Origin of the sequence: Streptomyces sp. NPDC052114 (assembly GCF_040680155.1) — a bacterium.
GTDB lineage: Bacteria > Actinomycetota > Actinomycetes > Streptomycetales > Streptomycetaceae > Streptomyces.
This window is the reverse complement of record NZ_JBFAWC010000012.1, coordinates 171,734-186,352: the sequence shown is the minus strand read 5'-3', so window position 1 is coordinate 186,352 and position 14,619 is coordinate 171,734. Positions and strand designations below refer to the sequence as shown.

Genomic DNA, 14,619 nt, shown 5'->3' with positions numbered 1-14,619 from the left:
GGCCGGGTGCGCGGCCCTGGCCCGCCACCCCCGATCCTCCCACGACCCGGGGGCCGCTCCGGCCTGCGGTCCATCTGCCGGACGGCCGCGCGCACCTGTCGGTGCGGCGCGGCCGGGGAGCTAGCGTGCGGCGAGCGCGTGTTCCCCCGCCTTGCGCATGGCGTCGAGCGGCGCGGGAGCGCGGCCGGTCATCTGCTCGACCTGCAGCACGGCCTGGTGCACGAGCAGGTCGAGACCGCTGACGACCGCCCCGCCGTACGCCGACCAGCGGGCCGCGAGGGCGGTGGGCCACGGGTCGTACAGCACGTCGAAGAGGGTGGCGGGGCGCTCGGGCACGGCGGACGACAGGGCATCCGTGGTGCCCGCGGGCGTCGTGGCGATCACCAGGGGCGCGCTCAGCGCCTCCTTGGCGTCGTCCCAGGCCTCGGTCCTGACCTCGACGTCGAGGCGCTCGCCCCACTGCCGCATTTCCGCGGCGCGGGCGTCGCTGCGGACGTACGCGACGACCTCGCCCGTGCAGATCCGCGCGAGCGCGGCCAGCGCGGAGGACGCGGTGGCGCCCGCGCCGAGGATGGCCGCGGACTCGACCTGTTCGATGCCGCGCTCGCGCAGCGCGGCGACCATGCCGGGAATGTCGGTGTTGTCGCCCCGGCGCCGGCCGTCCTCGCCGAACACCACCGTGTTCACGGCCTCGACGGAGGCGGCCGTCTCGCTGACCTCGTCGAGCAGCGGAATGATCGCCCGCTTCAACGGCATGGTCAGCGAGAGCCCGGCCCAATCGGAACCGAGCCCCTCGACGAATCCGGGCAGCGCCGCCTCGTCGATCTCGAAACGGTCGTACGTCCAGTCGCTCAGGCCCAATTCCGCGTAGGCGGCGCGGTGCAGGACCGGGGAGAGGGAGTGGGCGATGGGAGAGCCGAGGACGGCGGCCCGGCGGCCATTTCCATGCTCATTCGCCATTGTTCTGCCGCTCATTCAGTTTGTCGACCAGCTTGTTGTGGTCGGCCAGCGTCTTGGTGAACTCCGTCTTCTTTCCGTCGACGGAGACGAAGTAGATCCAGCCGCCGCCGTCCGGCTCCAGCGTGGCCTTCAGCGCGTCGTCGCCCGGGTTTCCGATCGGGCCGGGCGGCAGACCCTTGTGGTAATAGGTGTTGTACGGATCGGGGTCATTCCTGATCTCCGAGATCGGGATCTTGATCTTGCTCTGACCCTTGAGGTAGTTGTACGCCGAGTCGAACTCGAGTTTCTGGTTGGTCGCCGTGTTCGTCGCCTTGAGGCGGTTGTAGACGACGGCCGCCATCTTCTTGAAGTCGTCGTGCGTCATGCCCTCGGCCTGCACGAGGCTGGCCACGGTGAGGACCTGCAACGGGTCCTTCAGATTCAGCTCGTCGGCCTTCGACTTCAGGCCGAACTCGTCGTACTTCTCGTTCGCCTGGGCGATCATCCTCTTGAGGACGTCCTCCGGCTTCTGCCCCTTGGCAACCGGATAGCTGGACGGGTAGAGGAATCCTTCCAGCGGGTCCTTGATGTCCTTGTTCGTGTTCGCCCAGGAGGGAAGTCCGAGCGACTTCCATTCCTTCTTGGCGACCTTCGCCGTGGTGCCCTTGTCCAATTCCAGGCGCGTGTCGATCTGCTCGTAGACCCACGCGTTCCGCCTGCCCTCGGGAATGATGAGGTTGCTGCGGCTCTTGGGGTTGAGCATCAATGCGACGGCACTCTTGGCGGACATCTCCTTCTTCAGGACATAGACGCCCGCCTGAATGGTCTTGCCCTGCGGGTTCTGGCCCTGCGCGGAGACGAAGGCGTCGACGCTCTTGACGACTCCGGCGTCCTTGAGTTTCTGGCCGATCGCGTAGCCGCTGGAATCCTTGGGAATCTCGACCGTCGCCTGGCCCGTGCCCTCGCCCGCGTAGTCCGGGGCGGTGCCGAAACGGTCCTGGTAGAACTGGTAGCCGAAATAGCCGACGCCGCCGAGGCCGCCCGCGAAGACCAGCGTGACGACCAGACAGGCGCAGCCGCTGCGGCGTTTCTTGGGTTTCTTCCCGCCACGCCCGCCGCGCCGGTCCCCGCGGCCGCCCCGGCGGCCCGGCTCGTCGTCATCGTCGTACGCGTCGTCGTCCGCGCCGCCCGCGAAGAAGGCGTGCTCGCCCTGGTCGGGGCCCGGGTCCCAGTCGGGTTCCGCGGCGGGCTCGGGCTCGGGGGAACGGCGGCGGCCCGGCGGCTCCGGCGGCGCGTAGGCATCGGGGGTCGCGTAGTAGTCGGCGGCCTCGGCGCCATAACCGTTCTGCTGGCCGCCGTACGGGTCCATCGGGTCGCCGCCATAGGGAACCTGACCCTGGCCACCGGTGTCCCAGCTCGCGTTGTAGGAGTCGGGGCCGCCGTTGTAGCCCTGCCCCGGACCCCCGTCGTAGCCCTGCCCGGATCCGCCGTCGTAGCCCTGATCAGGGCCGTTCCCGTATCCCTGGCCCGGGCCGCCGTTGTAGGCCTGGGCGGGATCAGCGTGGTACTGATGTTGGCCGGTGTCGTACTGGTGCTGACCCGTGTCGTACTGCTGGCCGTAGCCCTGCTGCTGCCCGGTGCTCCAGTCGCCGCCGTACTGCGCCTGGTGCGGAGGCTGGTGCTGGTTCTGATGCTGGTGCGGCTGCTGAGGGTGGTACTGCCCCTGGCCGCCGTAGGTGGACGGACCGCCCGCGGGCGACTGTCCTCCCCATCCGCTGTCCCCGTACAACGGGTCCTCCGGATGCCACGGTTCGGAGCCTGGGCCCCGGCCATACTCAGTCATCGATCCCCTACATGCCGCGAGGCGGGGCCGCCGTCCGAGCAGTCGGGCAACCGTTCCGCCTCTTGATGCTGTGCGGCAGCTGTTCGAACACCGCCGCATCGCGCGGAACGTTACCGTATCGCGATCAGATGACCACTTCGACGCCCTCGCCGGGAGCTTTACCTGACGCCCGTTCGGACTCCAGGGCCTGCTGGAGGATGATCACCGCGGCGGCCTGATCGATGACAGACCTGCCCTTTTTGGACTTCACGCCGGAGGCGCGCAGGCCCTGACTGGCCGTCACTGTGGTCATCCTCTCGTCCACCAGCCTCACCGAAATGGGGGCGACCATGCGGGCGAGCACCTGGGTGAAGGCACGGATCTTGGCGGCCGCCGGGCCCTCGCCCCCGTTGAGGGAGCGAGGGAGTCCGACGACGATCTCGATCGGCTCGTACTCGTCGGCGAGCTGCTTCAACCGGCGCTGGGCGGCCGGGACGTCGCGCCCCGGCACCGTCTCGACCGGCGTGGCGAGGATCCCGTCGGGGTCGCACGAGGCGACCCCGATCCGGGCGTCACCGACGTCGATGGCCAGACGCCGGCCCCTGCGCATGCCCTGGGCAGGCTCGGACATCAGGCCGTCTCGGTGACGAGGCGCTCGACCGCGGCGATGGCGTCGCCGATGGCGGCCGGGTTCTGGCCGCCGCCCTGGGCGACGTCCGGCTTGCCGCCGCCACCGCCGCCGAGGGTCTTGGCCGCGGCGCGCACCAGGTCACCGGCCTTGAGGCCGCGCTCGCGCGCGGCTTCGTTGGTGGCGATGACGGTGAGCGGGCGGCCGTTGGCCGTGGTGAACAGCGCGACGACGGCCGGGCGGTCGCCCTGGATGCGGCCGCGCACGTCGAGGACCAGCTTGCGCAGGTCGTCGGCGGTCGTGCCGTCCGGCACCTGACCGGTGACCAGGGCGACACCGCGGACGTCCTTGGCGCCCTCGACGAGACCCGCGGCGGCCTGGAGGACCTTCTCCGCGCGGAACTTCTCGATCTCCTTCTCGGCGTCCTTGAGCTTGGCGAGCATGCCGGAGATCTTCTCGGGCAGCTCCTCGGGACGGCCCTTGACCAGCTCCTGGAGCTGGGCGACGACCGTGTGCTCCTTGGCGAGGAAGTTGTACGCGTCGACGCCGACCAGGGCCTCGATGCGGCGCACGCCGGAGCCGATGGAGGACTCGCCGAGCAGCTTCACCAGGCCGAGCTGGGCGGTGTTGTGCACGTGCGTGCCGCCGCACAGCTCCTTGGAGAAGTCGCCGATGGTCACGACGCGCACCCGCTCGCCGTACTTCTCGCCGAACTCGGCGATGGCGCCGGACTTCTTGGCCTCGTCGATCGACATGACCTCGGCCTGGACGTCCAGCTCGCGCGAGAGCACGTCGTTGATGCGCTGCTCGACGTCGGTCATGACCGAGCCGGGGACGGCGTTCGGCGAACCGAAGTCGAAGCGGAAGCGGCCGGGCTGGTTCTCGGAACCGGCCTGGGCGGCCGTCGGGCCGAGCGCGTCGCGCAGCGCCTGGTGCGTGAGGTGCGTGGCGGAGTGGGCGCGGGCGATGGCCCGGCGGCGGTGCGAGTCGATCGAGGCCCAGACGGGGGCACCGACGGTGACCTCGCCGACCTGGACGACACCCTTGTGCACGTGCACGCCGGGCACCGGCTTCTGCACGTCGCGGACCTCGATGACGGCGCCGCTGTCCAGGCGGATGCGGCCGGTGTCACCGATCTGCCCGCCGCCCTCGGCGTAGAAGGGGGTGCGGTCGAGGACGACCTCGACCTCGTCGCCCTCGGTGGCGGCGGGCGAGGAGACGCCGTTGACCAGCAGGCCGACGATCACGCCCTCGTTCTCGGTGAGGGAGTAGCCGGTGAAGTCGGTGGCGCCCGAGGCGTCGGCGATCTCACGGTAGGCGTGGAGGTCGGCGTGGCCGGTCTTCTTGGCCTTGGCGTCGGCCTTCGCGCGGTCCCGCTGCTCCTTCATCAGGCGGCGGAAGCCGTCCTCGTCCACGGAGAGGCCCTGCTCGGCGGCCATCTCCAGGGTGAGGTCGATCGGGAAGCCCCAGGTGTCGTGGAGCAGGAACGCCTTGTCGCCGGAGAGGACCTTGCCGCCGGCGGCCTTGGTCTCGGTGACGGCGGTGTCGAGGATGTTCGTGCCGCCCTTGAGCGCCTTGAGGAAGGCGGCCTCCTCGGCGAGCGCGACGGTCTCGATGCGCTTGCTCTCGGCGATGAGCTCCGGGTACTGCAGGCCCATCGTGTCGATCACGACGCCGATGAGGTCCTTGACGACCGGGCCCGTGGCACCGAGCAGGCGCATGTTGCGGATGGCGCGGCGCATGATGCGGCGCAGGACGTAACCACGGCCCTCGTTGCCGGGGGTGACGCCGTCGCCGATGAGCATCGTCGACGTACGGATGTGGTCGGCGACCACGCGCAGGGAGACGTCCGAGCCGTGCTCGGCGCCGTAGCGCACCCCGGTCAGCTCGGTGGCCTTGTCCATGACGACGCGCAGGGTGTCGGTCTCGTACATGTTCTGCACGCCCTGCAGGATCATGGCGAGACGCTCGAGACCCAGACCCGTGTCGATGTTCTTCGACGGCAGGTCGCCGAGGATCGGGAAGTCCTCCTTGCCGTCGCCGGCGCCGCGCTCGTACTGCATGAAGACCAGGTTCCAGATCTCCACGTAGCGCTCGTCGTTGACGGCCGGGCCGCCCTCCTCGCCGAACTCCGGGCCGCGGTCGTAGTTGATCTCCGAGCACGGGCCGCAGGGGCCGGGGACGCCCATGGACCAGAAGTTGTCCTTCTTGCCCAGGCGCTGGATGCGCTCCTTGGGCACGCCGACGACCTCGTGCCAGATCCGCTCGGCCTCGTCGTCGTCGAGGTAGACGGTGATCCAGAGCTTCTCCGGGTCGAGGCCGAAGCCGCCGTCGGCCACGGAGCCGGTGAGCAGCTCCCAGGCCAGCTTGATGGCGCCTTCCTTGAAGTAGTCGCCGAAGGAGAAGTTGCCGCACATCTGGAAGAACGTGCCGTGGCGCGTGGTCTTGCCGACCTCTTCGATGTCGGGCGTGCGCACGCACTTCTGCACGCTGGTGACGCGCGGGGCGGGCGGCTTGACCTCACCCAGGAAGTAGGGCTTGAAGGGCACCATGCCCGCGGGGACGAGGAGCAGAGTCGGGTCGTCCGCGATGAGCGACGCCGAAGGGACGACGGTGTGCCCGCGCTCCTCGAAGAAGCTCAGCCAGCGGCGGCGGATTTCAGCCGACTCCATCAGTGGTCCTCATTCCGGTTGTACGAGTACGTCGTGTTCTCGATGTACTTCGTCTTCTTGTCGATCGTGCTGCTGTGGTGGTTCTCGATGACGGCGAAGCGGCGCTGCGCGGGAAGTTCGGCGTCGGGGTGGTCGTTCAGCCCCAGGGCCTCACCCAGTTCGGCCTCGCGCTCGGCCATGCCGTCGCGGATGTCGAGCGCGAAGTCCTTGAGGCGGTGCCCCGTCTCGATCGCCTTGTTCGCGGCCTGCGCGGCAAGACTCTCGGGGGTCAGCTGCTTGAGCTTGCGGTTGACCTTGGTGGTGGCCCACACACCGGCGGCTGCGCCCGCGGTGAACCAGAACGTACGGCGGAACATCGCTGCGTCAGTCCTTCTTCCGCTTACCCCGCCGCGCGGCCGGCACGGCGCGGCCCACGATCACCGTACGCCGGGACGGCTTGGCGGGCATTTCCTTCGCCTCGGGACCGGCCTTGCGGCTGATGGCCCGGCGCACGCCGTAGCCGAACGCGGCCACCTTCACGAGCGGGCCGCCGAAGGTGGAGGCGACCGTCGTGGACAGCGCCGACGCGTTCGACGTGACCTCCTGGACGTCGGAGGCGATGGCGTCGACGCGGTCGATCTGCGTCTGCGCGGAGCGCACCGCGGTCGAGGCGTCCGCCAGGAGGGGGACCGCCTGCTCGGTCACATCCGCGACGAGCTTGGTGGTCGCCCTGAGCGTCTGGGCCAGCCTCGCCAGTGCCACCGCGAGGAAGGAGACCAGGATCGCCCAGAAGACGGCCACCAGGATCCCGGCAACCTCTCCACCGGACACTTGGCACCGCTCCCTGAGACATCGTCGAGACATCGTCTCTGAACATCGAAAAGTCGTCCCCCGACCCTATCGCGCCGGGGCCGCCGGTCCGTACCGCATTCCCCCTCGCCGCAACAGGAGTTGCCCCGAGTGATTGTACGTACCGCATACGGATGAGTACGCTCCGTACCCCATGCGACCCCCTCAGCCCGGCAACCTCCCGCTGGAACTCAACGCATTCGTCGGACGCGCCGACGAACTGGCCGCGCTGGGCTCGGCGTTGGCGGACGGCCGGCTCGTCACGGTGACCGGGGCGGGCGGGGTCGGGAAGTCGCGTCTTGCCGTACGGGCGGCGGCCGGCGCCGCGCCGCGCGACGGCGTCCGGCTGGTGGATCTCACGCCGCTGCGCGACCCGGACCTGCTGGAGCACGCCTTCGCCGAGGCCCTGGAGCTGACGGACCACACGAGCAGGCCGCCGCGCCAGGTACTGCTCGGGCACCTCGCCGAGCGGGAACTGCTGCTGGTCGTCGACGGGTTCGAGCACCTCGTCGACGCCTGCGCCCGCCTGGTGCGCGAGCTGCTCGTCCACTCCCCCGGCCTGCGGGTCCTCGCCGTGGGGCGCAGGCCGCTGGAGACCGAGGGCGAGCGGCTCTTCCCGCTCGCGCCGATGCCCGCGCCGGACGCGGCGGCGCTGTTCACCGACCGGGCGGCGGCGGGACTGCCCGGCTTCGCCCTGGACGACGGCAACCGCGAGGACGTCCTGGAGCTGTGCCGGCGCCTGGACGGCATCCCGCTCGCCGTGGAACTGGCCGCGGGACGGCTGCGGGCGCTCTCCCCCGCGCAGCTCCTGGCCCGGCTCGACGACCGGTTCCGGCTGCTCACCGGCTCCCGGCGCGACGGGCCGCCCCGCCATCGGACGCTGCGGACGGCCATCGGCTGGAGCCATGAGCTGTGCGCCCCTCGGGAGCGGCTCCTGTGGTCGCGGCTCTCGGTGTTCGCCGGGCAGTTCGACCTGGAGGCGGTCGAGTACATCTGCACCGGGGACGGGCTGCACGCCGACGACGTGCTCGACGTCCTCGACGAACTGCTCGCGCAGTCCGTCGTGATCCGCGAGGAGAACCTCTCGGGGGTCCGCTACCGCATGCTCGACACGGTCAGGGCGTACGGCGCCGACTGGCTGGAGGCTGCGGGCGAGGGCGCGCGGATGCGGCGCAGGCACCGCGACTGGTACATGGGCCTCGCCACCTGGTGCGAGCTGGACTGGTTCTCGCCGCGCCAGCCGGAGGTCGCGGCCCTGGTCGATGCCGAACTGCCCAATCTGCGCGCCGCCCTGGAGTTCTGTCTGACCGAGCGGGACGAGGCGCACCTCGGCCAGTACCTCGCCGGGACGCTGTGGTTCTACTGGGTCGGCTGCGGGCGGCTCGCGGAGGGCAGGCACTGGCTGGACCGGGCCCTCGACCTGGACGGCGGCCACGAGGACTCGCGGCTCAAGGCGCTGTGGGTGCTCGGGTACGTGGCGGTGCTCCAGGGCGACACGGTCACCGCGCTCGGCGCGCTGCACGAGTGCCGTGACGAGGCGGAGCGCACGGGCAGCACGCTCGCGGCCGCGTACGCGGAGCACCGCATCGGCTGTCTGGCGCTGGTGACGGACGACGTCCCGCGAGCAGAAACGCTGCTGCGCTCGGCGCTGGAGCGCTACCGGGAGATCGGCGAGCTCAACAGCAACGTCCTGATGGGACAGGTCGAGCTGGCCATGGCGCTGGCCTTCCGCGGGGAGCTGGCCGACGCGGTGGAGCTGTGCGAGGACGTCCGCCGGGTCTGCGAGGACCACGGCGAGCGCTGGGCCCTCGCGTACGCCCTGTACGTCCTGGGCTTCGCGGCCTGGACCCGCGGCGAGGCGGGCACGGCCAGGGAGCTGCTCTGTGAGTCGCTCGACCTCGACCACCGCTTCCACGACCTGCTCGGCACGGTCCTGTCGATCGAGCTGCTCGCCCTGTTCACGGCGGCGGAGGGCGATGCGGCGGAGGCGGCGGTGCTGCAGGGTGCCGCGTCGGGCATCTGGCCCTCGGTGGGGCTGCCGCTGTTCGGCTCGGGGAACTTCGGCGGACCGCACGCGCTGTGCGAGGAGCAGGCCCGCGAGGCGCTGGGCGACGAGCGGTACGAGGAGTGCGTGCGGGAGGGGGCGCGGCTCGGTCTGGAGGCGGCGGTGTCGCGTGCGCTGCGCACCGAGCCCGTGAACGAGCGAACCCGCCGCCCGCCCCGCCAGGAAGGGCGGGGAGGCGACGGGCTGAAGCAGGGTGAGCTACGTCCGGGTCAGCGGGCGTAGTACTCGACGACGAGCTGCTCGTCGCAGATCACGGGGATCTCCTTGCGGTTCGGGTCGCGGTCCAGGCGGAAGGCCAGGGCCTTCAGGTTCACCTGGAGGTAGCGCGGGGTCTCGCCGTCGGGGGCGAAGCCACCCTCGCGCGCGACCTGGAACAGCGGCTTCTCGCGGCTGCGCTCACGGACCATGACGACGTCGTCCGGCTTGACGCGGAAGGACGGCTTGTCGACCTTCTGGCCGTTGACCTCGATGTGGCCGTGCACGACCATCTGGCGGGCCTGGTAGATCGTACGGGCGATGCCCGAACGCAGAACCAGGGCGTCGAGACGACGCTCCAGCTCGATGACCAGGGCCTCACCGGTCTTGCCCTGCGTCTTGGCGGCACGCTCGTAGGCGCGGACGAGCTGGCGCTCGGACACGTCGTACTGCGCGCGCAGACGCTGCTTCTCGAGCAGACGGACCTTGTAGTCCGAGTTCTGCTTGCGCCCACGGCCGTGCTCGCCCGGCGGGTAGGGACGGGCCTCGAAGTACTTGACGGCCTTCGGGGTCAGCGCGATGCCGAGGGCACGCGACTTCTTGACCTTGGGGCGGGACTGGTTCGGCATGAACCAACCTCTCTGTTCTCAGTGAATTCGGCTTCACCAGTGGTTAGGGGAGGTCGCATCCGCAGCCGGGGAAACCTCGTGGTCCGTGGGCTCGAAAGCCCTGGGCCGCGAGGCAGCCGCTCCCTGGTCTGGGCACTATGTGCAGCACGCGAGTGGCCCACCGACCGATTCCCGGGGCTCCGGGGTGGTGGTGGGCTGCCCGCGACACCTTCGACGGTGCGCGACGCTCCTGGATCCCCTCGTCTTGCGACGGGGGTTCCGGCTGGATGTCCCGCTCTGGTGGTGCCGGTACGAGACCGGACGCGGGACGCAGCACTTCGGGCAAGTGTACCGGGTGCGGCGAGGTGCCTCAGCCTCGGGCCCTGTCCCGGTCTCCTCAGCGGCAGGTGGCGAGGAGGTCCTGGAGGGCCAGCTTCTCGGGGGCGGTGACCGTCAGGCCGTACTTGGCCTTGATGCCGGTCCAGCGCCGCGCGTACTCGCACCAGTATTCCTTGCGCGGCGGCTTCCACTGGTCGGGGGTCCGGCTGCTCTTCTCGTAATTGGTCGCCTTGTCGGCGGCGAGCAGGACGTCCAGGTCGTTGGCGTAGGTCAGGCGCCGCTCGGGGGTCCAGGCCCAGGCACCGGCCCGCCAGGCGGCGCCGAGGGCGACGACGTGGTCGGTCTGGATCTGGGAGGCGCGGCGGTAGGAGTAGGGCAGTTCCTTGCCGGTGTACGGGTCGAGCAGGGTGCCGGAGAGCACGACGCAGGGGTTGCGGTCGCCTTCGCGCAGGTTCCTCAGGTCGCGGCGCAGCACGTCGTCGCGGGTGTCGCAGCCGTTGCGCCCGCCGGGGGCGTCGACGGCGTCGGACCAGCCCTCGCCGAATGCGGAGCGCTGGTACGTCTGCCAGTTCTTGCCCCAGGCGACGGTGAGGCGGGCGAGCTGGTCGCGGGCCTGCGCCGGGGTGGGCGGGAAGCCGGTACCGGCGAGGGGCGCCTTCGAGGACGGCGCGGGTGTCGTCCGGGTCGGCTCGGGCTTCGGGGGCGGCGGGGTCCTGCCGGACGGTGCCGCCGGAGCCGTCGCGTACCGGGAGTCCGCGCGGTCCAGCTGCGGCGGTGTGCACGCCGTGGCCACGGCGGCAAGGACAAGCACCGCCCCGACGACCGGCCCGGCTGCTCTGCCCATGGCGCCGAGCGTAGGCGGGCGCGGGGGAACCCGCCCGTCGGCTAGCTCTCGGGCTGCTCGCCCTTGAGCCGGGCGCGGACCCGCTCGACCACGTCCGCGTACCGCGCCTCGGCGCCGTACCTCGTGGGCTGGTAGTAGCGCTTGCCCTCGATGGCGTCCGGTGCGTACTGCTGGGTGGCGATGCCGCCCGGGACGTCGTGGGGGTACACATACCCCTGGGCGTGGCCGAGCTTGGCCGCGCCCTTGTAGTGGCCGTCGCGCAGGTGGGGCGGGACGGGGCCCGCGAGGCCCGCCCGGACGTCGGCCTGGGCCTGCTGGATGGCGATCGTCGCCGCGTTCGACTTCGGGGCCAGGGCGAGGGCGATCGTGGCGTGGCTGAGGGTGAGCGCCGCCTCCGGGAAGCCGATCATGGCGACGGCCTGGGCGGCGGCGACCGCGGTGGGCAGCGCCGTCGGGTCGGCGAGGCCGATGTCCTCGCTCGCGGAGATCATCAGGCGGCGGGCGATGAAGCGGGGGTCCTCGCCGGCCTCGATCATGCGGGCCAGATAGTGCAGGGCCGCGTCCACGTCCGAACCGCGGATGGACTTGATCAGGGCGCTCGCGACGTCGTAGTGCTGGTCGCCGTCCCTGTCGTACTTCACGGCGGCCCGGTCGACCGACTCCTCCAGGGTCTGGAGGGTGATCTCCTTCTCGCTCTTGGCGAGGGCCGATCCCGCGCCCGCTTCCAAGGCCGTCAGGGCGCGCCGTGCGTCCCCGCCCGCGATGCGCAGCAGATGCTCCTCGGCCTCCGCCGGCAGCTCGACGGCTCCGCCGAGGCCCCGCTCGTCGGTGAGCGCCCGGCGCAGCAGGCCGCGCAGGTCGTCGTCCGTGAGCGGTTCGAGGGTGAGCAGCAGGGAGCGCGAGAGCAGCGGGGAGATGATCGAGAAGTACGGATTCTCTGTGGTCGCCGCGATCAGGGTGACCCAGCGGTTCTCGACCGCCGGGAGCAGGGAGTCCTGCTGGGCCTTGCTGAAGCGGTGGATCTCGTCGAGGAAGAGGACGGTCTCCTTGCCGTGACCGCCCATGGCCCTGCGGGCGCCGTCGATGACCGCGCGCACTTCCTTGACGCCCGCGGTGATCGCGGAGAGCTCGACGAAGCGCTTGTTCGTGGCCTTCGAGACGACGTACGCGAGGGTCGTCTTGCCGATGCCGGGCGGGCCCCACAGGAACACCGAGGACGGTCCCGCCGGGCCGCCGCCGCCCTCGCCGACCAGGCGGCGCAGGGGCGAGCCCGGCTTCAGCAGATGCTGCTGGCCGACGACTTCGTCGAGGGTGCGCGGGCGCATCCGGACGGCCAGGGGGCTGCTGGACGGGTCCTTCTCCTGGCGGTCTTCGGCTGCGGCGGTGAACAGGTCGGGCTCCACGTCCAGAACCCTATGTCACCCCACTGACAATCCCGCCGGGAGGCGGACCGGCACCCTCGGACCCCGTCGGAGGGTCCCGGCCCTCAGGCCCAGAGGTCCGCGCCCCACCGCGTGAGGATCAGCATCGCGATGACGCCGATGTGCATGACCGGAAGGGCCCAGGTGAAGTCCTCGAGGAAGCTCTTGGCCCAGTTCGGCGCGGGCAGGAAGCCCTTGCGGATGTTGAAGGACGTGACGTACCAGAACATCAGGAGCGTGGCGACCCAGGCCAGGCAGCACCACAGGCAGAGCGCGTTGATGTGGTAGAGCGACTGGATCATCAGCCACGTGCAGAATCCGACGCCGAAGAGCGTGCCCGCGTTGAAGGTGAGCCAGTACCAGCGCGGGAAGCGGGCGCCGGCGAGCAGGCTCATGCCGACGCAGATCACGATGCCGTAGGTGACCAGGCCCAGCATCGGGTTGGGGAACCCGAACGCCTCGGCCTGCTCGCTCTTCATGATGCTGCCGCAGGCGACGATGGGGTTGATGCTGCACCCCGGCTGGAAGTTCGGGTCCTTCAGGAGCTCGAACTTGTCGAGGGTGATCACCCAGGCGGCGAGCAGACCGGCCGCACCCGTGATCACCAGGAGCAGGGCGAGCGCGCGACTGCCGCCGACGGCGCGGGGCGCGTCCTCCCGCTCGTGCTCGTCCAAGGCGTCGTCCTTCGCTGACATCGTTTTGCTCATCACGCCGTTCCGTCGCTTGTGGTGGCCAGCGGGCACGCACATTGTGCCGCACGCGCCTGTGTGCCCACCGTTCGATGGACATAAGCGGATCCGCACGGTGGTCCCGACGCGCCCGCTCCGGCGCGAGGTTCGACGGCGTGACAGCACACGGATCCGAACTCGCGGTCGAGGGGCTGCGCGAGCGAGGGGCTCGCTTTCCCCGCCCCGCCACCCGGGGCTCCGCTCCTCAAACACCGGAGGGGCTGGATTCACCAGCCCCTCCGGTGTTCGCTCGCGACGCGTCAGCCCAGCTTCGCCGTCAGCTCCGCCACGATCTCGTCCACGGAGACGGCCGCCTGCTCGCCGGACTCCATGTCCTTGAGCTGGACGACGCCCTCGGCGAGATCGCGCTCGCCGGCGACGACGGTGAAGCGGGCGCCGGAGCGGTTGGCGTTCTTCATCGCGCCCTTCAGGCCCTTCCCGCCGTACGAGAAGTCCGCCGCGATCCCGGCCTTGCGCAGCTCCGTCACCTTGGCGAACAGGACGCGACGGGCCTCCTCGCCGAGCGGGACGGCGAAGACGCTGGTGGCCGCGGGCAGCGCGAGCTCGACGCCCTCCGCCTCCAGCGCGAGGACCGTGCGGTCCACGCCGAGCGCCCAGCCGACCGAGGGCAGCGAGGGGCCGCCGATCATCTCGGACAGGCCGTCGTAGCGGCCGCCGCCGCCCACCGCGGACTGCGAGCCGAGGCCGTCGTGCACGAACTCGAAGGTGGTGCGGGTGTAGTAGTCGAGCCCGCGGACCAGCTTCTCGTCGTCCTCGAAGGCGACGCCCGCCGCCGTGACCAGCTCGCGGACCTGCTCGTGGTACGCCTTGCAGGCGTCGCAGAGGTAGTCGCGCAGCGAGGGGGCGCCCACCAGCTGCTTCTGGACGTCCGCGCGCTTGTCGTCGAGGACCCGCAGCGGGTTGATGTCGATGCGTCGACGCGTCTCCTCGTCCAGGTCGAGCCCGCGCAGGAAGTCCTGCAGCGCGGCGCGGTAGACGGGGCGGCACTCCTTGTCGCCGAGGGAGTTGAGCAGGATGCGGAAGTTCCGCAGGCCGAGGGCGCGGTACGCCTGGTCGGCCAGGATGATCAGCTCGGCGTCGAGCGCCGGGTCCTCGGCACCGATCGCCTCGGCACCGACCTGGGAGAAGTGCCTGTACCGGCCCTTCTGCGGGCGCTCGTAGCGGTAGTAGGAGCCCGAGTACCAGAGCTTGACGGGCAGGTTGCCGGCCTTGTGGAGGTTGCCCTCAAGCGCCGCACGCAGCACGGACGCGGTGCCCTCGGGACGCAGCGCGAGCTCGTCGCCGCCCTTGGTCGTGAAGGCGTACATCTCCTTGGTCACGATGTCGGTGGACTCACCGACACCGCGCGCGAACAGCTCGACGTTCTCGAAACCGGGCGTCTCGATGTAGCCGTACCCGGAGTTGCGCAGCGGCGCGGCGATCGCCTCGCGCACCGCCAGGTACTTCGCGGAGTCGGGCGGAAGCAGGTCGTAGGTGCCCTTGGGGGCCTTGAAGGTGCTCACGGAATTT

The 14,619-nt window shown here is 70.7% G+C and carries 12 protein-coding genes; 1 reads left to right on the top strand and 11 read right to left on the bottom strand.

Translation table 11 applies throughout. The features are described from left to right. Positions 1–120: 120 nt before the first annotated feature. The 6 genes from AB0L89_RS26615 to AB0L89_RS26590 form a co-directional block, all read right to left on the bottom strand. Positions 121–960: a shikimate dehydrogenase gene (locus AB0L89_RS26615; protein ID WP_365145691.1), complete on the bottom strand. Its 840-nt coding sequence runs from the start codon at positions 958–960 to the stop codon at positions 121–123. After that, on the bottom strand, positions 950–2,782 hold the full coding sequence (mltG, locus tag AB0L89_RS26610) for an endolytic transglycosylase MltG (RefSeq protein WP_365145688.1): 1,833 nt from the start codon (positions 2,780–2,782) through the stop codon (positions 950–952). Before mltG ends, AB0L89_RS26615 begins: the two co-directional genes overlap by 11 nt. A 124-nt stretch (positions 2,783–2,906) precedes the next feature. Beyond that, on the bottom strand, positions 2,907–3,371 hold the full coding sequence (gene ruvX, locus AB0L89_RS26605) for a Holliday junction resolvase RuvX (protein ID WP_365145920.1): 465 nt from the start codon (positions 3,369–3,371) through the stop codon (positions 2,907–2,909). Between the two features lie 20 nt (positions 3,372–3,391). Beyond that, a complete protein-coding gene (alaS, locus tag AB0L89_RS26600; RefSeq protein ID WP_365145685.1) occupies positions 3,392–6,061 on the bottom strand; it encodes an alanine--tRNA ligase in 2,670 nt (889 codons plus the stop codon). Beyond that, positions 6,061–6,417 (bottom strand): DUF6167 family protein, encoded by a 357-nt coding sequence (locus AB0L89_RS26595; RefSeq protein ID WP_365145682.1) that lies wholly within the window; start codon positions 6,415–6,417, stop codon positions 6,061–6,063. Before AB0L89_RS26595 ends, alaS begins: the two co-directional genes overlap by 1 nt. Positions 6,418–6,424: 7 nt before the next feature. Further along, positions 6,425–6,871: a DUF948 domain-containing protein gene (locus AB0L89_RS26590; RefSeq protein ID WP_365145679.1), complete on the bottom strand. Its 447-nt coding sequence runs from the start codon at positions 6,869–6,871 to the stop codon at positions 6,425–6,427. A 172-nt stretch (positions 6,872–7,043) separates the two neighbouring features. Here AB0L89_RS26590 and AB0L89_RS26585 point away from each other — a divergent pair, with 172 nt between their 5' ends. Then, positions 7,044–9,176 (top strand): AAA family ATPase, encoded by a 2,133-nt coding sequence (locus AB0L89_RS26585; RefSeq protein WP_365145676.1) that lies wholly within the window; start codon positions 7,044–7,046, stop codon positions 9,174–9,176. Here the strand turns inward: AB0L89_RS26585 and rpsD are convergent. The 5 genes from rpsD to hisS form a co-directional block, all read right to left on the bottom strand. Next, positions 9,164–9,778, bottom strand: a complete 615-nt coding sequence (gene rpsD / locus AB0L89_RS26580; protein ID WP_055698916.1) for a 30S ribosomal protein S4 — start codon at positions 9,776–9,778, stop codon at positions 9,164–9,166. The two genes, AB0L89_RS26585 and rpsD, sit on opposite strands and share 13 nt — an antisense overlap. A 376-nt stretch (positions 9,779–10,154) precedes the next feature. Then, entirely contained in the window at positions 10,155–10,940 is a 786-nt protein-coding gene (locus AB0L89_RS26575) for an HNH endonuclease family protein (RefSeq protein WP_365145672.1), read from the bottom strand. A gap of 41 nt (positions 10,941–10,981) precedes the next feature. Further along, positions 10,982–12,343: a replication-associated recombination protein A gene (locus AB0L89_RS26570; protein ID WP_365145669.1), complete on the bottom strand. Its 1,362-nt coding sequence runs from the start codon at positions 12,341–12,343 to the stop codon at positions 10,982–10,984. 83 nt (positions 12,344–12,426) lie between these two features. Continuing rightward, entirely contained in the window at positions 12,427–13,056 is a 630-nt protein-coding gene (locus AB0L89_RS26565) for a vitamin K epoxide reductase family protein (protein ID WP_365145666.1), read from the bottom strand. Between the two features lie 293 nt (positions 13,057–13,349). Further along, positions 13,350–14,612 carry a histidine--tRNA ligase gene (hisS, locus tag AB0L89_RS26560; protein WP_365145663.1) on the bottom strand — a complete coding sequence of 421 codons (1,263 nt, stop codon included), beginning with the start codon at positions 14,610–14,612 and terminating at the stop codon, positions 13,350–13,352. Between the last annotated feature and the right edge of the window lie 7 nt (positions 14,613–14,619).